This window comes from Agrobacterium sp. CMT1, assembly GCF_037203725.1.
Classification (GTDB): Bacteria; Pseudomonadota; Alphaproteobacteria; order Rhizobiales; family Rhizobiaceae; genus Agrobacterium; species Agrobacterium pusense.
This window is the reverse complement of the sequence record NZ_JBBCAR010000013.1, coordinates 1-19,958: the sequence shown is the minus strand read 5'-3', so window position 1 is coordinate 19,958 and position 19,958 is coordinate 1. Positions and strand designations below refer to the sequence as shown.

At 58.7% G+C, this 19,958-nt stretch carries 17 protein-coding genes; 6 read left to right on the top strand and 11 right to left on the bottom strand.

What is annotated here, in order from left to right; translation table 11 throughout:
- The first annotated feature begins 7 nt into the window (after positions 1–7).
- Both ehuD and ehuA read left to right on the top strand, forming a co-directional pair.
- Positions 8–700: an ectoine/hydroxyectoine ABC transporter permease subunit EhuD gene (gene ehuD / locus WA845_RS15195; RefSeq protein WP_022563363.1), complete on the top strand. Its 693-nt coding sequence runs from the start codon at positions 8–10 to the stop codon at positions 698–700.
- Entirely contained in the window at positions 697–1,476 is a 780-nt protein-coding gene (ehuA, locus tag WA845_RS15190) for an ectoine/hydroxyectoine ABC transporter ATP-binding protein EhuA (RefSeq protein WP_006699965.1), read from the top strand. The genes ehuD and ehuA overlap by 4 nt, the downstream gene beginning before the upstream one ends.
- A 184-nt stretch (positions 1,477–1,660) precedes the next feature.
- On the opposite strand, the gene WA845_RS15185 is transcribed toward ehuA, so the two are convergent.
- Both WA845_RS15185 and WA845_RS15180 read right to left on the bottom strand, forming a co-directional pair.
- Positions 1,661–2,701 (bottom strand): LacI family DNA-binding transcriptional regulator, encoded by a 1,041-nt coding sequence (locus tag WA845_RS15185; protein WP_004437443.1) that lies wholly within the window; start codon positions 2,699–2,701, stop codon positions 1,661–1,663.
- Positions 2,698–2,979: a hypothetical protein gene (locus WA845_RS15180; protein WP_125270979.1), complete on the bottom strand. Its 282-nt coding sequence runs from the start codon at positions 2,977–2,979 to the stop codon at positions 2,698–2,700. Before WA845_RS15180 ends, WA845_RS15185 begins: the two co-directional genes overlap by 4 nt.
- Here WA845_RS15180 and WA845_RS15175 point away from each other — a divergent pair.
- The 3 genes from WA845_RS15175 (at position 2,966) to WA845_RS15165 (ending at position 6,234) form a co-directional block, all read left to right on the top strand.
- Entirely contained in the window at positions 2,966–3,868 is a 903-nt protein-coding gene (locus WA845_RS15175) for a sugar phosphate isomerase/epimerase family protein (RefSeq protein ID WP_100911310.1), read from the top strand. The two genes, WA845_RS15180 and WA845_RS15175, sit on opposite strands and share 14 nt — an antisense overlap.
- 126 nt (positions 3,869–3,994) lie before the next feature.
- Positions 3,995–5,122, top strand: coding sequence for a Gfo/Idh/MocA family oxidoreductase (locus tag WA845_RS15170; RefSeq protein WP_112555421.1), 1,128 nt, complete (start codon positions 3,995–3,997; stop codon positions 5,120–5,122).
- Positions 5,123–5,304: 182 nt separating this feature from the next.
- The gene (locus WA845_RS15165) at positions 5,305–6,234 is read left to right on the top strand and encodes a sugar phosphate isomerase/epimerase family protein (RefSeq protein WP_037090496.1); all 930 of its coding nucleotides are present in this window, start codon (positions 5,305–5,307) and stop codon (positions 6,232–6,234) included.
- A gap of 176 nt (positions 6,235–6,410) precedes the next feature.
- On the opposite strand, the gene WA845_RS15160 is transcribed toward WA845_RS15165, so the two are convergent.
- The 9 genes from WA845_RS15160 to WA845_RS15120 form a co-directional block, all read right to left on the bottom strand.
- A complete protein-coding gene (locus WA845_RS15160) occupies positions 6,411–6,773 on the bottom strand; it encodes a hypothetical protein (protein WP_112555288.1) in 363 nt (120 codons plus the stop codon).
- Between the two features lie 259 nt (positions 6,774–7,032).
- The gene (locus tag WA845_RS15155) at positions 7,033–8,457 is read right to left on the bottom strand and encodes an amidase (protein WP_112555286.1); all 1,425 of its coding nucleotides are present in this window, start codon (positions 8,455–8,457) and stop codon (positions 7,033–7,035) included.
- A gap of 10 nt (positions 8,458–8,467) precedes the next feature.
- Positions 8,468–9,598 (bottom strand): M20/M25/M40 family metallo-hydrolase, encoded by a 1,131-nt coding sequence (locus tag WA845_RS15150; RefSeq protein ID WP_112555284.1) that lies wholly within the window; start codon positions 9,596–9,598, stop codon positions 8,468–8,470.
- An 81-nt stretch (positions 9,599–9,679) separates the two neighbouring features.
- Positions 9,680–10,840, bottom strand: a complete 1,161-nt coding sequence (locus WA845_RS15145) for a M20 aminoacylase family protein (RefSeq protein WP_112555282.1) — start codon at positions 10,838–10,840, stop codon at positions 9,680–9,682.
- A gap of 32 nt (positions 10,841–10,872) precedes the next feature.
- Complete coding sequence (locus tag WA845_RS15140) at positions 10,873–12,375, bottom strand: M81 family metallopeptidase (RefSeq protein ID WP_037090487.1); 1,503 nt, start codon at positions 12,373–12,375, stop codon at positions 10,873–10,875.
- An 18-nt stretch (positions 12,376–12,393) separates the two neighbouring features.
- Positions 12,394–14,064, bottom strand: a complete 1,671-nt coding sequence (locus WA845_RS15135; protein ID WP_112555280.1) for an ABC transporter ATP-binding protein — start codon at positions 14,062–14,064, stop codon at positions 12,394–12,396.
- On the bottom strand, positions 14,061–14,918 hold the full coding sequence (locus tag WA845_RS15130) for an ABC transporter permease (protein WP_223215483.1): 858 nt from the start codon (positions 14,916–14,918) through the stop codon (positions 14,061–14,063). The genes WA845_RS15135 and WA845_RS15130 overlap by 4 nt, the downstream gene beginning before the upstream one ends.
- Before the next feature lie 29 nt (positions 14,919–14,947).
- On the bottom strand, positions 14,948–15,889 hold the full coding sequence (locus WA845_RS15125) for an ABC transporter permease (protein ID WP_004437414.1): 942 nt from the start codon (positions 15,887–15,889) through the stop codon (positions 14,948–14,950).
- A 72-nt stretch (positions 15,890–15,961) separates the two neighbouring features.
- Positions 15,962–17,572, bottom strand: coding sequence for an ABC transporter substrate-binding protein (locus tag WA845_RS15120; RefSeq protein ID WP_112555419.1), 1,611 nt, complete (start codon positions 17,570–17,572; stop codon positions 15,962–15,964).
- A gap of 304 nt (positions 17,573–17,876) precedes the next feature.
- Here WA845_RS15120 and WA845_RS15115 point away from each other — a divergent pair, with 304 nt between their 5' ends.
- Entirely contained in the window at positions 17,877–19,547 is a 1,671-nt protein-coding gene (locus WA845_RS15115) for an IclR family transcriptional regulator (protein ID WP_337322440.1), read from the top strand.
- Positions 19,548–19,958: the final 411 nt, after the last annotated feature.

Genomic DNA, 19,958 nt, shown 5'->3' with positions numbered 1-19,958 from the left:
TCTTCTCATGATGTATGGTTACGAATGGGACACGACCACCTGGCTTACCTACACGACCTCCATCCTGCCCATCATCCTGATCGGTCTGACCGTGACGCTGAAGGCAGCCGCCGCCGGTTTTGCCATCGCACTGGTTTTGGGACTTGTCTTTGCGCTGCTGCGCCGCAGCCGGGTAAAGATGATTTCCTGGCCGACCGCGCTGGTGGTCGAATTCCTGCGCGATACGCCGCTTCTGGTGCAGCTGTTCTTTCTTTATTATGTGCTTCCGGATTTCGGCATCGTCTTGCCCGCTTTTCTGACCGGCGCGCTGGCGCTCGGCCTGCAATATGCGGCCTATACTTCCGAGGTCTATCGCGGCGGCATAGAGGCGATACACCATGGCCAATGGGAAGCGGCGACCGCGCTTAACCTGACGCGCATGCAAACCTATCGCGATATCATCATTCCCCAGGCCATTCCGCGCATCGTTCCAGCCATGGGCAACTATCTCGTTGCCATGATCAAGGAAACGCCGGTGCTATCAGTCGTCACGGTTCTCGAGATGATGGGGCTTGCCAACATGATCGGCGAACGCACCTTTGAATATCTGGTGCCGCTGACGCTTGTCGGCCTGATCTTCCTCCTTCTGACCATAATCTGCTCGGCAGGCCTCAGCCGCCTGCAAAGGGCGCTCCCAAAAGCAGGAATACCCTTGCGATGACCAACACCACCAATCAGCCACTGATCGAATTTTCGGATGTCACGAAACGCTTCGGCATTCTGACGGTGCTCGACCAGTTCAATTTCAGCGTGGCGAAGGGTGAAAAAGTCACCCTCATCGGCCCTTCCGGCTCCGGCAAGTCGACGGTCCTGCGCATTCTCATGACACTCGAACCCTTCCAGGAGGGAAAACTGACGCTGGCTGACATGTCCTATCATGAGCCGGGAGGCAAGGGCCCCTTCATGGCCTCGGAAAAACACCTGCGCCAGATCCGCAACCACGTCGGCATGGTTTTCCAGAGCTTCAATCTCTTTCCGCATATGACCGTGCTGCGCAACATCGTGGAGGCGCCGGTGCGTGTTCTGGGTATCGCCCGTGGAGAGGCTGAGGCGCGTGCGATCGAACTATTGAAAATGGTGGGGCTTGCGGACAAGAAAGATCATTATCCGGTTCAGCTTTCCGGCGGACAACAGCAGCGTGTCGCCATCGCCCGCTCGCTCGCCATGCGCCCGCGTGTATTGCTTTTCGATGAGCCGACCTCGGCGCTGGACCCGCAGCTGGTGGGCGAAGTGCTCTCCGTCATCCGCGATCTCGCGCATGAGCACGATCTGACGATGCTGCTTGTCACCCACGAAATGCGCTTTGCCCGTGAGGTATCGGACAGGGTCTGCTTCTTCGACAAGGGGCGCATCTGCGAACAGGGAAAGCCGGAGGAAATTTTTGGAGAGCCGAAAGAAGAGCGGACCCGCGAGTTTCTCTCTTCGGTTCTGCGGTAAGCATGGTTGCCCATAAAAAGCCGACTACGAAAAGCGTCCGCGTTCTCGCACCGTGCCACCAACCGCTGCCATTCTTCACCACTTATCGTAACAGGCGCGCGCACCACCGGTCTTTGTGTGGAGTGGCTTTTCCAATCGGTAATTTCACGCGGTTCGGGGATTTTGAATTCCCGTCACCCTGCGATCATGTCCAGATGCTTTCCGGCGTCAGGATTTCAAAGGGTACGATCCGCTGTTCGACGGAAGACGAATCCGCGTTCTCGATGCGCCGCAACATCACGTCGATCAATTGTTGCGGCATCCTGTCGAGGGGCAGTGGCAGCGAAGCGGTAATCAGCCCCTCATTCAAGCCCTTGCGCGTTTCCGGGCCGATATCGTTGCAGACGATCTTTATGCCGCGCTGTTTCTCCGCAGGCAGCTCCCTGAGCGCCCGCAAGACGCCCGATATGCCGCCGCCATTGACATATACCCCCCTGAGCCCTGGTTCGGCAGCAATGATGTCCCGAATGACGGCATAGGCATTTTCCGGCTCTTCATGGGTCAGCAGTGTTTCCGCTACCTGCAGTTCCGGCGTGTTCTCGCGCATGTAGGAGCGAAAACTAGCATCTGAAACATCCTGGCACTGATAACGGTTGCTGCCGATCAGGGGCACGACCACTCCCTCGCCTTTCACGGTCTGACTGAGGAACCAAGCGGCCGTCCGGCCGCGTTTCCAGCTGTCGGTTCCGACAAAACCCGCCCGGCTCGCCGCTGACAGATCGGACACATAGGTCACCACGGGAACACCTTTGCTCCGCAACTCATCAATGGCCTGGCTCACCAGCGGGTGATCGGCAGTCACAACCGCAATTGCGTTGCAGGACTGCCCCATCTTCAGGAGATTGGCGGAAACGGCCTCCGGTGAAAGATCGTCCTCAAAAACCACGTCCGGCTCGATGACGCTTTCCAGCCTCTGATGTGCGGCAGCGACGATCCCTTCTCCCCAAAGGCGGTAAAGCGGCCGGTGGGATTGCTGCAGCAGGAAGCCCAGCCTGTAATGTGGCAAGGCCTCGCGCCTTCGGTCCTTGATGGTGCCCAGACCATAAAACCCGATCTCCTGCGCCGCCTTGAGAATCTGATCGATCGTATCCTGACGTACGGCGCTCGAACCGTGCAGCAGCCGGTTGACAGTGGAGATGCTGACGCCCGCGGCTCTCGCAAGATCGGCAATGGTGGGTCGATTCATGGCGCCCTCAATCGTATCATTGATGAATGACATGAAATGATACGAAATGCAACGCCAAATGAAATATAAATTCCATTTCCGCGAAAATGAAAGATATAAATCGGCCTGTCATTCAGGCCCATCGGGAGGATGGGCGGGGAGGAAGCAATGGCATTTTTCAGGAAATCTTTCGCGATACGAACCGCGTCGCTTGTGATGGCGTCCATTGCCTTTGCGGCCATCCGCCCTCGCCATCCAGTCGAGACATAAGAAGGATCAAGATCGATGAAAATCGCCATCGACCCCCACATGCACCGTTTCACCAGCCTCGATGAGCTGCCCGCCAAAGTTAAGGAGCTCGGTTACGACTGGATCGAACTCAGCCCGCGTGCCGATTTCCTCGAATGGTTCAAGGCGCCGCGCGTGTTTCCCGAACGTATCAGGTCCTTCAAGAAGGCTTTGAAAGAGGCCGATGTCGGCATCGCCGCGCTGCTGCCAATGTATCGCTGGGCCTCCAATGATGAAACCGAGCGGCAGGCAGCGGTCAAACACTGGAAACGCGCTATCGAGATCGCAATCGAACTTGAGGTCGACACGATGAACTCGGAGTTCGGCCGTGGACCGCATCCCGACAAGGGCTCATGTTATTGCTGCCATACGGGTTCGATGATCGAGGCCTGCGAGGATGCATGGTGGCGCTCGATGGAAGAGCTGGTACCGATCTTCGAGCGCGAGAACATCAGCCTGCATGTCGAGCCGCATCCGGAAGACTGGTGCGAAACGCTGCAGCCGGCGCTTGATATCATCCGCACGGTCAACTCCAGGAACGTCAAATTCCTCTATTGCGCGCCACACACCTTCTATTTCGGCGACGATACCAAGGCGATGCTTCGGGAAGCCAAGGACGTGCTGGCCCATGTGCATGTGGGCGACACCTTCAACCACAGGGCAAGTTCTGGGCTCCGCTACATTCTCAACCCGCCCGGTACACAGGCAAGGGTGCACCAGCACCTGAATATCGGTCAGGGCGAAGTGCCATGGGACGACTTCTTCGGCACGCTCGCTGAAATCGGTTTCGACGGCATCATGACCTCCTGCGTCTTCGCCTGGGAAGACAGGGCGGATGAATCGAGCCGGTTCATGCGCGCCAAGATGCAGGACTATATCGACCTCTATTTCAAGAAATAACGCGAAAAACCGGTGCCGGTGCCCAGGCAGAACCTGCCTCTGGCTACGCCATTCGAAACATCCGACGGAAAGACGATCGACACGATCAATGGAGAAAGACTGATTTCGCGACCGCTGCGCTGGGCCATGGTGGGCGGCGGCCGCACGGGACAGGTAGGATACAAGCACCGCACCGGCGCCCTGCGCGATGGCAATTACCAGCTCGTCGCCGGCGCCTTCGACCTGGATGCCGAAATGGGCCGCGATTTCGGCGTCAATCTCGGCGTGGAGGCGGAACGCTGCTACCCGGATTACAGGGCACTGATAGCTGGCGAAACCGCGCGCAAAGACGGTATCGACGTCGTCTCCATCGCCACCCCCAACTTTACCCATTACGAGATCACCAAGGCCTGCCTTGAAGCCGGGCTGCACGTCATCTGCGAAAAACCGTTATTCTTCACCGTTGCAGAATGTGACGAGGTGGCGCGGCTGGCCGAACAGAAGGGACTGATCGTCGGCGTCACCTATGGCTATACCGGCCATCCGCTGGTGCACCAGATGGCTGCCATGGTCAAAAAGGGGATGCTGGGCGATATCCGCATCGTCGATCTGCAATATACCCACGGCTTCAATGCCGGCGACGATGCGGGCGCAGGCGAGGCCGTCAAATGGCGCACCAATCCCCGTACCGCTGGCCCGACCTTCGTGCTCGGCGATATCGGTACGCATCTCTATTATCTCTCGGAAATCGTGCTGCCGCACATGAAGGTGGAACGACTGCTTTGCGACCGGAAGGCTTTCATCCCGACGCGGGCGCCGCTGGAGGACCATGCGACGGTACTCATGCATTATGATAATGGCGCACGCGGGCGTCTGTGGGTTTCTTCCGTCAATGCCGGCAATATGGGGTCGCAGCGTTACCGCTTCATCGGTTCCAGGGCGTCGCTTGAATGGTCCGATTCGCGTCCCGATCAGCTGATCTATCAGGTTCAGGGCGAGCCGGAGCGTATCCTGCATCACGGCATGCCGTATCTGGAAGAGGAGAGCCTTGCTGTCGATCGTATGGGCGCGCTGCACACCGAAGGTCTCGGTGATAGCTGGTCGAACATTTACCTCTGGATCGCCCAGGCAATCGATGCGGCCAATCGCGGTGACAGGGCTTTTCTCAAGACCCATCACTATCCCGGCATCGCAGCCGGCACAGAAGGCGTCCGCTGGCTGGAAAACTGCGTTCGTTCGGCCGATGCCGGTGCCACCTGGGTCGATTTCGCATAATGAATTTAAGGGCATTCCGGATCAATCCTCCTCCGGCTGGGTCAGCCTTCATGTGAGGATTTCATCATATTCACCAAGCGGACAGCCGGCCCTCCATCGTTGCCCTGCAAGCCGCCATCAACCGATGAGACGTTGCACCGGGCTAGAGAACAGGCCGATGCCGCTGCCGCCATGAGGATCAAATGACCAACCCGATCACCATCACCACCGCTCCCTGCTGCTGGGGCGTCGACGATGTCAAGAACCCGCATCTTCCCCATTGGGAAAGGGTGCTGGACGAAGCGAAAGCAGCCGGTTTCGGCGGTCTGGAACTCGGCCCCTACGGTTATCTGCCGCTCGACCTCAGGCGCGTTTCGCAGGCGCTGGATGAACGAGGCCTCAAGATCGTCGCCGGCACCATCTTCGACGATCTGGTCTCACCCGGAAATCGCGACAATCTGCTACGCCAGACTGAGGAGATCTGCGCGCTGATAACGCGCCTGCCAAAGCCGGAAACCCATGCGGGCCAACGTTTTTCCGCCCCCTATCTGACGGTGATGGACTGGGGCCATGACGAGCGTGATTATGCCGCCGGACATTCTGACCGCGCGCCACGTCTCGATAAAACCGCCTGGCGGGGCATGGTGGAGAACATCCGGGCCATCGCAACGCTCGCCCGGGACAAATATGGCGTGCGCGCCACCTTACATCCCCATGCCGGCGGCTACATCGAGTTTGCCGATGAGTTGCAGCAGATCGTTGAGGACATTCCCGCAGATCTTGCGGGTTTCTGCCTCGATACCGGCCATATGGCCTATTCCGGCATGGACCCCGTCGCCACGTTGCGCCGCTATTGGGATCGCGTCGACTACATTCATTTCAAGGATATCGACGCCGCGGTCTTTCAGGAAGTGATGGCGGAGCGCATCCGCTTCTTCGAGGCCTGCGCCAAGGGCGTGATGTGTCCGATAGGCCGCGGCTCGATTGACTATCCAGCCATCCGCAGCCTCCTGACCGAACTTGGTTATGGCGGCTATATCACCATCGAACAGGAACGCGATCCGCGTAATACTGGCAGCATTCTCGATGATCTGGCAGCCAGCAGGGCATTTCTTGCAAAAAGCGGCTTCTGAACCCGAAGGGCGCGGCCAGCGGCCGCGTCTCCCGTTTTCATACAATGGCTGCCTCAATCTTCAACGATCGTTCGATCATATGCGAGAGCCTTTGAAGCGAGAGACTATTCCCGCAACGTCCAATATCGGGACGCCATGAAAGGCCGGGGCTAACTGACGGCAGGCGGCTCTGCGAACTAAACCTCGACAGGCTCGCGGACATCATCCAGCAGAAAGTGCACGATCACATAAGGCGTGGTATATTTTTGACCGCTATCCGACACGGTTTCGACACTGCCGCCATCGGAGGGATGCCACTTCTGGTAATGGGGATTATTGGCGATCAGCGTAATGGCCTTGCCCGCAAACCTGCCGTTCAACCGATAGCGAGCCTCGGCAAGCGGCCAAATTTTCTCGAAGTCCTGCTGGCTGATACGAACTTTCAAAGCCTTCCTGGAAATGGTTTTTCCCGGCGATCCATCCTCATGTGCCACTGGTGGAATATGCAAGTCGACCTCTTCCGCATCGTCCAGCAGAAACGCAAATTCATCTGGCCACATCCGTCTCACGTATCGCTCCTCCCAAAGCTTAGCGCCCCACAGCATCCCCATGATAGCGCCTCAGCCGCTACAGGCAATGGCAGAGATGTGTTGTTGCGAACAGACGGAAGCCCGGGATGCAACAGAAACCATACTCATGGCTCCGCAATTGAACGCAGGACCCGGTCCAACGAGACGATATTACTTGCTACAAGCCGCATAAGCTATCCGTCTCAGACCGGCTCGCGCTTCAAAGAAAGCCCCGGAGCGCCAAAGGGGTTTACATGACCACATCACCCGTCTGGATGTCAGCTGACTGCTCATACGCCAGTGCAAATTCAAGGGTTGCCCGGTCACTGCGTGGTGGTCCCACCAGCTGTATACCAGTCGGCAACCCGTTAACCCCGAATCCCGCGGGAACGGCCGCCACGGGAAGTCCAGCCAGCGTGGGACCGATCACGACCTCCATCCAGCGATGATAGGTGTCCATGGCTTTTCCGTCGATTTCGGTCGGCCACGAGAGATCGATATCGAAAGGGAATACCTGTGCACTCGGCATCAAAATAAAATCGTACCGTTCAAACAATCTGCAGAGATACTGGTACCAGGCTGTCCGGACGACGGACGCATTAAAGATATCGGCGGCACTGCACGAAAGCGCGATGTCGAATTCAAACATCTGTTGCCGATTGAGAAGCGACCGTGTTTCCGGCTGGTCATAAAAGGCGCGCAGGCCGTGGGTCACGCTGAAGCTGCGCAATGTCATCCACGCTTCCCAGAGTTTCGGCAGTTCGAAATCCGGCACGAGTTCATCGATATCGCAGCCCATGTTCGCCAGGACGGCGAGAGCCTTGCGATCGACATCCAGAACCCCGGGCTCAAAGGGAAGATATCCACCGAAATCACCAAACCAGGCGACTTTCATTCCCTGTGTCGTTGCAGGACCTCGGATCGCGAGACTTTCATCCGCCAGGGATAGCGGGTCGCGCCGGTCATAACCTGCCTGCGTTGCGAGAAGCAGAGCGGCGTCCTCCACCGTCTTGCCCATGGGGCCTGAAGTGGCAAGCTGGCCAAGGAAAAGCTCGTTCCCTTTTGTGCCTGGAACCCTCCCAAAACTCGGCCGGAAGCCGACAACGTTGTTGAAGGCGGCAGGATTGCGCAGCGAGCCCATCATGTCAGAGCCATCTGCGACCGGCAGCATCCGGCATGCGAGCGCCGCCGCCGCGCCACCGGAAGAACCGCCGGCGCTTCTGGTCCTGTCATAGGGGTTTCGGGTTGGGCCATGGACAGGGTTGGTCGTATGGGACCCAAGGCCAAATTCGGGCGTGTTGGTCTTGCCAATGAAAATCGCGCCGGCGGCGCGAACACGTTCCACATGGAGACTGTCGGCGGTGGAAACAAAATTGTCAAAGAGCGGCGACCCCCAGGAGCACGGCAGGCCCTGAACTTCGGAGAGATCTTTTACCGCCTGGGGGAACCCGTGCATCCATCCGCGCGAGCGACCCCCCTCAAGTTCCCGGTCACAGGCGCGCGCCTCCTCCAGCAACTGTGTGCTTGGTCGACGAAAGACGATCGCATTCACGGCCGGATTGAGACTGTCGATGCGATCGAGATAGGCTTCCATCACGGAGAGGCAGGAAACCTGCCGCAGGTGGATTGCCCTGGAAAGCGCGGCTGCGGAGAGCCGGGTGATGTCGCCTGTCATTACTCTATCCTCAATCCAGCGTCGCCAGAAGACCGGCCATAAGCCTGCCGCGATCAATCAGGCTGTCAATTTCGATGTGCTCTTCGAGGGTGTGATAACCTGCGCCACGCAGCCCCAGGCCACAGAGCGTGGCAATGCCGAGCGCGCCCGTAAAATTGCCGTCGGAACCGCCGCCTGAACTGCCGTGGGGAAGGCAAACCCCAAGACTGTCGGCAAGCAAACGAGCCTTTTCGTAAAGCGCCATGGTTTCCGGACGGTCCGGTGGCCAGACGGGTCTGGTGACGCCGCAGGTGACCGAGAACTCCACCTCGTTTTCCACCCCTGACAAATTGAGCATTCGGGCGACACCGGACGCGAGATCGTCATCGGTTTTCGCCATGGACAGTGCCTCGGCCGTGCACAGCGAAGAGACACAATTGACCCATTGCCCGCCATGCATGACGCCAACGGAAAAAGTGCAGTCGTCGTCGCTCATTGCATCTATTTCAATCACCCTGCGGGCCATTTCGCGAATTGCAGACCGCCCGGATTTCGGCGAAACGCCGGCATGCGAGGGTCTGCCGCGGGCCACCAGGTTGTAGCGGGCGATGGCATAGCGACCGGTGACCACCCCGTTCTCCTCCCGTGCCGGTTCGGGAACCAGCACGTATTTGTTGCGCCGGGCCTCAGCCTCGATCAGGTCCCGCGTCGAGGGTGTGCCGATCTCTTCGTCGGGGGTCAGCAAGACGGTGACGGGAAGGCGGGTGCCGATGCCCGTGTTCAGAAGCTGCCTCATTGCTTCCAGTACCAGAAAATTGCCACCCTTCATGTCGAGTATGCCCGGGCCGTAGGCACGTGTATCCTCGATACGAAACGGGAGTTCTTTCAGCGTGCCAACCGGGTGAACCGTATCGAGATGACCGGAGACAAGAATTCCAGGCGTGCCGTGCGTGTCGCCAAAACGCGCACGCAGGCTGCCGCCAAGTCCCATACGGCCGGGGATTCGTTCTATTGTGGCACCGATCGTTGCGAAATCGGTGGCAGCAAGATCCATCATGCGATCCACGGCTGCAGCATCGAATGTCGGGCTTTCGCATTCTATCCAGGGCCTGAGACGCTTCAGCATGGCGTCTATATCAAGGGGAAGTTTGGTGAAATCCATAATAGGGGGCTCGTTTCATCGTGACGGGACGCCCGCGCTCAAGGGAGGGAGCAATCCCGATCTTGTGGCAGGGCATGGGCGTCAGGCGGCCAGACGTTTTTCGACGACACGCGCCAGAAGGCTCGCACCAACCGGCAGAATATTGTCATCCAGAACAAAGCCCGGATTGTGCAGCTGTACCGATCCGGCATGGCCAACGGTGCAGTAGACGCCGGGCACCTTGTAGAGCATATCGGCAAAGTCCTCGCTGCCCATGACAGGCTCGTCCTTCGCATAGACAAGGTCTGCACCCACGATGTCGCGGGCGGCATCGGCGAAGCCCTCGACAAGTTCTTCCGTATTGATGAGGACGTCGAAAACATTGCGAATGTCTGTTTCAATTTCGACTTCGAAAGACGCGGCAAGGCCGGCTGCGATGGTGCGCATACGCTCACGGATCTGTTCATTCACCTCGCGGTCGAGATAACGCACGGTGCCGGAGACTGTCGCCTCTTCCGGAACGACATTATAGGCGGAGCCGGCATGAATCTGCGTGACCGACACCACGGCTGACCGAAGTGGAGAAATGTTGCGCGACACGATCGATTGCAGGGCCGAGACCAAGTGAGTTGCGACAATGACGGGATCCTTGGACCCTTCGGGACGCGCACCGTGGCTGCCGCGTCCCTTGATGTGAAAATCGAAGAAATCAGCGCCGGCCATTGCGGTGCCCGGCTTGATGCCGATCTTGTTCGGCTCCTCGTTCGGCATATTGTGCAACCCGTAGAGCTCGTCACAGGGGAAACGTTCAAACAGGCCGTCTGCAAGCATGGCGCGAGCCCCTCCGCAGCCTTCTTCGCCGGGCTGAAAAATGAATACGGCCGTGCCGGCAAAATTGCGGGTTTCGGCGAGGTATCGCGCGGCACCAAGTAACATGGTCGTGTGACCGTCATGGCCGCAGCCGTGGAAGCGGTTCGCTATTTTCGACGAGTAAGGCAGGTTGGTACGCTCCTCCATCGGCAGCGCGTCCATGTCGGCACGCAGGCCGATGGTACGCCCGCTTCCCTTAGCCCCCTTCAAAACGCCGACAACGCCGGTCTTGCCGATGCCGCGATGCACCTCGATGCCGTAGCTCGCCAGCTTATCGGCAACGATGGCGGAAGTTCGTATCTCCTCAAAACCGATCTCCGGATGAGCGTGAATGTCACGGCGAAGGGCAGTCATTTCATCGTGCCAGGCGGCAATTTTCTCGATAACGGGCATTGCTGTATCCTTGAATTCAAAAAAGTGACGGATCAGGAGAGGGCGGCAGAGAGAGGGGAGAGGCGGACGCCCGGGCGAAGCCTCCTCCATGGAAGGGCAGCCGGGTCAACGGCCATTGGACCGGGTGCGGCACAAACGAGAATTGTCTCGGCAAACGGTTCGAAATCTGCGCGGAAGTGCACCGAGCTCTTGTTGACGAGAATGCTCGACGTTTCCGGCTCGATGCCGAGATAACGGAACAGGCCGCGGTCGGCCATCTGCACCTTGTGAGAGGCTACGGCTACGCGAACGCCACCGATCCTGAGGCACGCTGAAGGTCCAAGCCGCATCAGGGTGTCGCCGTAGTAGGGACCGGTGACGCGTGTCAACCCGTCGGACAATGCTTCGACGATGAACTCGGCCTCAAGCGGCTCGTCACCGGGAATGCCGGATTTTCCACCGAGCGCGATGCGGATCGTTGCGCCGACGCCTGCTGCCTGTGCTGCCAGCGCAGCCTCAGGGTCATAGAGCAGGCCAAGCGCCGCGTTCTGTGCACCGTTGTCGATGAGAGCCCGCAGCATTCCGGTCGTATCGGAATCGCCACCGGCCCCGGGATTGTCCTGCGTATCCGCAAGCACGACAGGCTTTGCGGCGGTTGCGGAAAGACGGATTGCCTCCTTTACGCCCTCATCAGCGCTGTAGACGCGCCCGGCAAAGGCGGGCTCACTGGCGTCGATCAGGGCCTTCAGCTCGTCGGCGGCAAGATCAGCTGCTTCCTGCGTCGTTCCATAGGAGAGAACAGTCGCACCGCAATCGTTGAAATCGGCAGCCGGGAAGCCGGGAAAGAAGGAGAGCGAGACAATTGTTTTCTCTTCCTCCAGTCCTGCGAGGCGGGCGTAGATGGATTGCGCCGGCTCCATCTCAGTACATTGCCACGATATGGGGATCAGATAGTCGATCTGACGATAGGACTTCGCAAAACGCTCACCATCCATCAGGCGGTCAAGCAAACCCGCGGCACGTTTGCCAGTCAGGGCCATGTCCACATGCGGATAGGTGCGGTAGCCGATCATGACATCGGCGTCGTCGACCGACCGCCTGGTTATGTTGCCGTGCAGGTCGAGACTGACAGCGACGGGGATGTCGTGGCCGACTGCGCTTTTGATGCGGGCGAGAAGTTCGCCCTCGCCATCGTCCAGATGTTCACAGACCATGGCTCCATGAAGATCGAGGTAGATTCCGTCGACGGGCAGCGCTGCCACGATGCCGGCAACGATCTCACCGGCAATGCGCTCGAAAGCATCCTCGGTAACATGAGCAGAAGGAACGGCGCTTGCCCGCAGTATAGGAACAACTTCCCAGTTTGCTTGCCGGGCGTAATCGAGCGCGCCCTCGATACCGGTATTTGCGCCCCGGACGAGAGCGATCATCTCCTCGCCACGGCAGAGCGGCAGATGGCCCGATCCCTTCAGAAAGGCGTCATAAGTGGCTTTGGTGGGAGCAAATGTATTGGTCTCATGAATGAAACCGGCAAAGGCGACACGCCGGGACGTCATCGGTCATTCTCCTGGAAATTATGCAGCTTCGGGGGCAAGCGGCCGGAAATTGGCGAAATCCCAATGCCGCCCCGGGGCGGCATCGATAAGCTGGCGGGTGTATGCATGAACCGGACTGGTGAGCACTTCGTAGCCGCTGGCATATTCCACAATGCGACCTTTCTGCATAACGATCACGTCGTCACATATCTGGGCGGCAACGCGAAGATCATGCGTGATGAACAGGATGGAAATACCGAGCTTTTCCTGCAAGTCCGCAAGAAGGTCGAGTACCTGTGCCTGAACCGATACGTCGAGTGCCGACACTGCCTCGTCGGCCACGAGAACCTTCGGGTTCATGGCAACGGCACGGGCGATCGCGATGCGCTGGCGCTGGCCGCCTGAGAACTGGTGAGGATAGCGGCCCACTGCATCCGGGGGCAGGCCGACGATTGCGAGAAGTTCGCGCGCTCGCTTCAGGGCGTCCCGCCTCGGCGTACCGTAATTTACTGGCCCTTCAATGATGCTTTCCCCCACCGTGATACGCGGGTTGAGCGAGCGATAGGGATCCTGAAACACCATCTGGATATGCTGGCGATATGGCTGCAGGGTCCGGCGGGAGAAATCGGCGATTTCCTGTCCGGAAATGCGGATCGAGCCGGAGGTGGGATCGATCAGCCGCATGATACAGCGAGCGACGGTCGACTTGCCAGAGCCGCTTTCACCGACGATACCGAGTGTACGACCCTTCTTCAGTGTGAAGGACACATCCGTCGCGGCTTTTGTTTCGGCCGCGGTTTTTCCGAAAAAGCCTTTTTTGCCATACACCTTCTCAAGCTCCGAGGCCGAGAGCACGACCTCGTCCGAGAGCGCGGGGCGCGGCTCGCGCGGTTGAAGGCTTGGCACGGAAGAAAGAAGCGTGCGGGTATAGTCCATTTCCGGCGCTCTTAAAATCGTGTCGACCGGACCACTCTCGACGAGATTGCCACGGTTCATGACGTAGACGGTGTCTGCAATCTCGGCCACTACGCCCATGTCGTGGGTTATAAAGAGAACGGCGGTACCCTGCTTTTCCTGAAGTTCATTGATGAGCTTGAGGATCTGCTTCTGGGTCGTCACATCAAGGGCTGTGGTCGGTTCGTCGGCGATCAGCAGTCTGGGTTTGAGGATCAAGGCCATGGCAATCATGATACGCTGGCGCTGTCCACCCGAGAGCTGATGGGGATAGGCTGCGAATATCCGCTCGACATCGGGCAGATGCACTTCCCGCATCATCTCAAGAACGGCGATCTTCTGCTCTCTTGCTGAAAGCGTCGTGTGCTCCTGAAGCACCTCGCAAATCTGCCGGCCAACCGTCAGCACCGGGTTGAGTGCTGTCATCGGCTCCTGGAAAATCATGGCAATACTTTTCGAGCGCAGTGCCCGCATGCGGCCGGCGTCGGCCTTGAGGAGGTCTTCACCTTCAAACAGGATTGTACCCCCTGCAGGTTCAAGAGAATTTCGCGGCAGGAGCCCCATCGTAGCGAGCGAGGTCACCGATTTGCCAGAACCGCTCTCGCCCACAAGGCACACAGTTTCTCCGGCTCGGATGGTGACCGAAATGCCGTTGAGGACCGGCACGCTGTCATCGTCTCCGGTCAGGCGGATGACGAGGTTCTCGACGCGCAATACTTCGGACGCGGTGGCGGGATCGAATGCAACAGCCGTCATTTCGCGGCCTCCCTTTTCTTCATGCGCGGATCGAGCAGATCGCGCGCCGTATCACCGAGAAGGTTGATGGATAGAATGCAGAGCGAGAGCACCAGACCTGGCCAGAAGATCAGTTGCGGATTGATCTGGAAATAGGCGCGTCCCTCGGCCATGATATTTCCCCATGTCGGTATTTCCGTGGAGACACCAGCCCCGAGGAAAGACAGGATCGCTTCTGTAAGAATCGCCGAGGCGCAGACATAGGTGGCCTGCACGATGAGCGGCGCCAGGGTATTCGGCATCAGATGCCGCCAGAGGATTTTCGGAAGGCCCGAACCGGCAGCGATCGCGGCCTCGACGTAGGGCTCTTCGCGTGCAGTCAGCACCACCGAGCGAACAAGACGCACCACACGAGGAATTTCCGGGACAGTAATGGCGAACATGACGGTCCAGATATTTGCCCCGGTGAGCGAAACCACGGCGATGGCGAGCAGCAGGCTTGGAATTGCCATCAGTGCGTCCATGATCCGCATGACCACGGCGTCGAGGAACCGAAAGAAGCCCGAGACCAGGCCAATCCCCAGTCCGACAGCCACCGAGATGACAGTCGCTCCGATACCAATAAAAAGGGAGATGCGAGCCCCGTAGAGCACACGCGACAGCAGGTCCCGTCCGTAGGCATCGGAACCGAGCGGGTAGATATCGCTGGCGGGCTTGAGGCGGGCAGAGGGCGTCATGGCCACGGGATCATGCGGAGCAAGCCATGGCGCGAGAACAGCCATGAGAATGATCAGGATAAGAATTGCAAGCGCGATGGCAGGGACGAGGACAGCTTGTCCGCGTTTTTTTCTGCCGGCGAAAACGGGTAGCCGCATGGCGGCACCAAAAAGCGTGGAATTGGCCATCAGTACCGTATCCTCGGATCGAAGAAGGAGTAGGAGAGGTCGATGAGGAGATTGACCATCACATAGATACCGCTTGTCAGCAGGATCATGCCCTGAATGACAGGGTAATCGCGGGCAAGAATGGCATCGACCGTGAGCCTTCCAATGCCGGGAATGTTGAATACGCTCTCCGTTACCACGACGCCGGAAATAAGCAGCGCAAAGCCGGTGCCGATAATGGTGAGCACAGGAACCGCGGCATTGCGCAGCGCGTGGCGGAACAGGACGGTATTTTCCTTCAGCCCTTTTGCGCGGGCGGTTCGCACATAATCCTCGCCCAGCACTTCGAGCACGGAGGCGCGTGTCATGCGGGCGATCAGCGCGATATAAATGGAAGCAAGTGTGAGGGCCGGCAAAATGGCGCGTTCCGCGAAAGGACCGACGCCTTTGGTGATGCTCCGGAAGCCCTGCACCGGAAACCATTTGAGGTCGATGGCGAAGACCTGGATGAGGATATAGCCGATCACGAAAACCGGCACGGAGAAGCCGACGACCGACACCGTCATGACGGCATAGTCGATCCACGTGCCGTGGCGCCACGCAGCGATGACCCCAAGTGGAACGGCAATCAGCACCGACAGGACGATCGTGACGAGCGCAAGGCTCACGGTCGGTTCGATGTGCTTGCCGATCATCGCAGTGACTGGCGTATTGGAAATCAGCGACACGCCAAGGTCGCCCTGGAGAAGCAGCCAGAACCACGAGACGAATTGCACGACGATTGGTTTGTCGAGGCCGAGGGCAGCGCGGATTTTCTCAAGCTGCTCTGGCGTGGCCATGTCGCCGGCGATGATGGCGGCCGGATCGCCGGGCGTTATGCGCAGCAGGAGAAAAACGAAGACGGCGACCGTGATCATTACCGGAACGGAGGCCAGAATTCGGCGGAACGTATAGGCGAGCATAAGCATCCTCACGTCGGTTGGGCAGGCAGGGCAGCGGCATCCACAGGATGCCGCCATGTTCTTCCACGAGGCTCAGTCTTCTGTTTTCTCGATGTTCCAGAACACGGGAACCGGCGATTCCAGGAAGCCGGAAAGCTGGTTGCGCCACACGGAGGGGTTCTTGTACTGGCCAAGCGGAACGTAGCTGACCTCGTCCATGGCATGGGCCTGAAGCTCGGCGGCCGCAGCCTTCTGCTCTTCAGCTGTCGCCGCGGCGATGTATTTGGCGCGCAACGCTTCCAGCTTCTCGTCTGTCTGCCAGCCAAAAAATCCCTTGGCGCCGCGACCGTTCAACATCGGATTGTTAAGCGGCGTCATGATTTCCGGCACAATCCAGTTGGTGAAGAACATGTTCCAGCCACCCTCAGCCACCGGCTTCTGCGAGGCGCGGCGAGTGACGAGCGTCTGCCAGTCCATGGGCTGAAGTTCTACGTTGAAGCCCGCACTCCTCAGCGCAGCCGCCGCCACGACGGGCTGGGCCTTGACGGTCACGACGTCGGTTGGCTGAAGGATGACAACGGGAGTTCCGTCGTAACCGGCCTCCTTGAGGAGTGCCTTTGCGCTTTCCATATCGCCCGCGCCGGTCAGGCTTTCCGAACCGGCCAGCGCTTCAAGCGGCGTACCGCAGCCGAAGACCGAGCCGCAGATGGTGTAGTAGTCCGGATTGCCGATCAGCGCGTCGAGAACATCCTTCTGGTTCATCGCTTTGAGAGCAGCCCGGCGGATCTTCTTGTTATCGAATGGCGGGTAGAGGAAATTCATGCGGCCCATGGTCTGCGAGCCAAGCGTGTTTAGCGTCTTGACGGTCAGTTCGTCATTGCTCTCGACAAGTGGCAGAAGATCAACTGGCGGAGCTTCGATATAGTCGATCTCCCCGGACTGGATAGCGTTGATTGCCGTCTGGGCATCGGGCATGCTCAACCATTCCACACGGTCGACCTTGACCACCTTTCCGCCGGCCAGCCAGCTCGCAGGCTCGTTGCGCGGCACATAATCGGTAAATTTTTCATAGACCGCCTTGACGCCCGGCTGGTACTCGGCCGTGACGAACCTGAAGGGGCCGGAACCGACAAATTCGGTAATGGCGGTATCGGCCGGGGTTGCGGCAATACGTTTCGGCATCATGAACGGCACGACCGAAGACGGCTTGGCCAGAACGTCGGGTAAGAAGCCGAAGGGTTCCTTCAGCTTGAAAACAAAGGTCCTGTCGTCCGTAGCCGTCAGGCTTTCTGTCTTGTCGAAGAGGATCTGACCGGAAGTATCCCGCTTGCCCCAGCGCTGAAGCGAGGCAATGCAGTCTTCTGCTGTCACAGGTGTGCCGTCGTGCCATTTCAGACCGTCGCGCAGCGTGAATGTATAGGTCAGCTTGTCATCCGAAACAGTGTAGTCAGCCATCTGGGGCTGCGGTTTGAAATCGGCATCAAGCGCCAGCAGCGTGTCATAGATCATGTAGCCGTGATTGCGCACGATATGAGCGGTCGTGATGATCGGATCGAGAATACGCAGGCCAGAATGCGGTACGGCCATCATTGTTGTGGCCGAGGCATCCGTTCCAAAGCCCGCAACACAGGCTGAAAGGGCGATGATCGCCGCAACGAGCCGGCTTCTTGCCCGGCTTGCTTTTCTGGTCAACTGAGCGTGCATGATTTCGCTGTTCCCTTTTTTGTTTGGCAGGTAGCGACCGAAACGCGCGGGCATTGGCCCGCACGCAAGCGCACGGCACCCTTCCGATCCGGACCGTTTTCGATAATGTCGCTGCGATCCCTCAAAGTTTGCGCAGCGAAGAGCACTTGTACCGCCGCAAAGGTGCGGCGAAACATACGACTGCAATAGCTTTCGCAACCGCGGCTGTGAGACCGCAACGCGACAGGCTTGCAAGGTTCAGCTTACCGTCACATGGCGAGCATGTGGGCATAGCTGACTATGATGTCATTCCGATTGGCATAGAGTGCAAGGCGTTCCCCTTAGGATTATTTTACCGCGATGCGATTGCTATTCTCGACTATCGATTATAGGTTCGTTGAAAGCCTTGTCAACGATCTTGCTGCGTCGCAAAATGAATTTTACCAAACCCTCAGACGGGTCCGATCACCGGGCCCGTATTGCCGCGCTGGAGAAGGCATTTGCCGTGCTTGAGATGTTCGGGCCAGAAACGCCTGAACTGAGAATTGCCGATGTTGCGAGGCGAGGAGGGATGAACAGATCCAGCGCCCAGCGTCTGGTTCATACACTTGTCAAATCCCATTGGCTTGAACGCGACGCACTGAGCGGTGTCCTTTCTCTCGGGCACCGGGCGTGTTATCCCGCACATGTCTATCTTTACAGCAACGAGTTGATCGATCTCGTGATGCCGTTGGTCGTGGAACTGAATGCACGCACCGGCCTCAGCACCGACCTCTGGCTCCTCGACGGCAAGACCGCTGTTACGCTGGCCCGGGTCCCGTCACCCGCCGCATCCCTGGCACTTGCCCCGGTTGGCAGCCGCGTCGCACTTGCCGAGACCGCGCCAGGCCGGGCGCTGTTGTCTCTTATGGATGCGACAACACTCGATACATTTCTGGCAACATGGACAGGCGACGCGGGTTTGCTGCGCGAGCGGATAGCCTCTGAGCGCAGCGTGGGATTTTCCTTTGACGGTACTGTCGAAGGCGGATCCCGCCAAGTCATTGCGACCGCTTTTCGCGATGCAGCCGGCCAGCCGCTTGCTGCGATTTCGCTTTCCGGTCCTGTAGACACGGAGGCAGCAGGCACGGTGACCGGGCAACTTTGCGAAACCGTCTCACGCATGGGGGAGTTGATGGTGACACGGGCGGTACGCCCGGCCAACCTCGAGCCAAATCCACGCACGCTGTGGCCGCTGGTCGACGACGAGAATGATCCGCTCGCGGTGACCGCAGTTTCCAAAAGCCTGCATTTATTGCAGTTTTTCCACCTGCAAACGCCGCTGCTCACCCTGACGCAACTTTCACAGCAGACCGGCTTTCCGGTGCCGACTGTCCAGCGCATTACAGATACGCTGGCGGGACTGGGCTATCTGAAGAAAGATCAGCCCAAACGCGCTTTCCATGTCTCGGAGCGGGCGCTTGATCTTCTTTATCGTTTCCAGATGGGAAACGCGTTGCTCCGGTCGGTATGGCCTCGGCTTATAAGGCTGCGGGAAGAATGCGGGCTGCGTTGTTCCTTCTGCATCCTGGACGGCACGGAAATCATCCACCTGCTGCATGTTCAAAGCCGACCGCAACCGGCTTTCAGAACCGCCTACCCGGGCAGGCGACTTCCGGCCGTTTCATCTTCCGGTGGTCGGGCGATCCTGTCGTGGCTGCCACCTGGAGAGATTGACAGAATTCTTTCGGAAAGCCCCGTCCAGCCCGGTACTCCCTTTACCGTTACGAACAAGGACGAAATCCGCACAGAGATTCTGGAAGCAAGCGTTCGAGGCGTGGCTTTCACGGATCGCCAGTCGATCCGCGACGAGGTAAATGTTGCTGCTGCGGTACCGGGACCAGAGGGTCGTCCGGCGGGAGCCATCGTCGTATCCGCTCCTGTGCACAGCTGGTCTGTCGAGCGGCTTGAGCGCGAAGTCGTGCCCCTGCTGGTGTCCCACGCCCGTGGCGGATAAGATCTGCCTCACCCGATGTTCTGATCCGCATGGGCCTCCTGGGAACGGGGGCGTCGAGATCAATTACGATCCTGACGGACTGCGTGTGAACATGCAGGCGCTGGTTTCACAGCTTGAGCAGTGACATCGAGCCGAAGCCATAATGACGAGCACCGATAATCGGCGAACCAGTTTTCGACCGACCGTCCATTGCTCCCGACTGCAACTGTCAGCATGAACGTTTCCAGACTACCTCGGGCTAAGCTCTATTATGGAACTACCCGCGCTTTCATCCCACACGAGATGAGACGCGAGCTTTCCGATATTTCGGCGGAAGTTCTGCGGTTGGCAGATCGTCGACCTTGAACTGCTTGCCGGTCGACCAGGGAAGCATGTTGAGCGCCACACCAAGCCCCGCGATGATCGCAGCAA

What these genes read in the sequence shown, in the direction of transcription:
- WA845_RS15145 (WP_112555282.1), bottom strand. Translation starts at nt 10,840, where the DNA reads ATGCCCGTTATCGAGAAAATTGCCGCCTGGCACGATGAAATGACTGCC.
- WA845_RS15160 (WP_112555288.1), bottom strand. Translation starts at nt 6,773, where the DNA reads ATGTGGCCAGATGAATTTGCGTTTCTGCTGGACGATGCGGAAGAGGTC.
- WA845_RS15155 (WP_112555286.1), bottom strand. Translation starts at nt 8,457, where the DNA reads ATGACAGGCGACATCACCCGGCTCTCCGCAGCCGCGCTTTCCAGGGCA.
- WA845_RS15150 (WP_112555284.1), bottom strand. Translation starts at nt 9,598, where the DNA reads ATGGATTTCACCAAACTTCCCCTTGATATAGACGCCATGCTGAAGCGT.
- WA845_RS15125 (WP_004437414.1), bottom strand. Translation starts at nt 15,889, where the DNA reads ATGCTCGCCTATACGTTCCGCCGAATTCTGGCCTCCGTTCCGGTAATG.
- ehuD (WP_022563363.1), top strand. Translation starts at nt 8, where the DNA reads ATGATGTATGGTTACGAATGGGACACGACCACCTGGCTTACCTACACG.
- WA845_RS15135 (WP_112555280.1), bottom strand. Translation starts at nt 14,064, where the DNA reads ATGACGGCTGTTGCATTCGATCCCGCCACCGCGTCCGAAGTATTGCGC.
- WA845_RS15175 (WP_100911310.1), top strand. Translation starts at nt 2,966, where the DNA reads ATGAAAATCGCCATCGACCCCCACATGCACCGTTTCACCAGCCTCGAT.
- WA845_RS15140 (WP_037090487.1), bottom strand. Translation starts at nt 12,375, where the DNA reads ATGACGTCCCGGCGTGTCGCCTTTGCCGGTTTCATTCATGAGACCAAT.
- WA845_RS15185 (WP_004437443.1), bottom strand. Translation starts at nt 2,701, where the DNA reads ATGAATCGACCCACCATTGCCGATCTTGCGAGAGCCGCGGGCGTCAGC.
- WA845_RS15180 (WP_125270979.1), bottom strand. Translation starts at nt 2,979, where the DNA reads ATGGCGATTTTCATCGATCTTGATCCTTCTTATGTCTCGACTGGATGG.
- WA845_RS15165 (WP_037090496.1), top strand. Translation starts at nt 5,305, where the DNA reads ATGACCAACCCGATCACCATCACCACCGCTCCCTGCTGCTGGGGCGTC.
- WA845_RS15130 (WP_223215483.1), bottom strand. Translation starts at nt 14,918, where the DNA reads ATGCGGCTACCCGTTTTCGCCGGCAGAAAAAAACGCGGACAAGCTGTC.
- WA845_RS15120 (WP_112555419.1), bottom strand. Translation starts at nt 17,572, where the DNA reads ATGCACGCTCAGTTGACCAGAAAAGCAAGCCGGGCAAGAAGCCGGCTC.
- WA845_RS15170 (WP_112555421.1), top strand. Translation starts at nt 3,995, where the DNA reads ATGGTGGGCGGCGGCCGCACGGGACAGGTAGGATACAAGCACCGCACC.
- ehuA (WP_006699965.1), top strand. Translation starts at nt 697, where the DNA reads ATGACCAACACCACCAATCAGCCACTGATCGAATTTTCGGATGTCACG.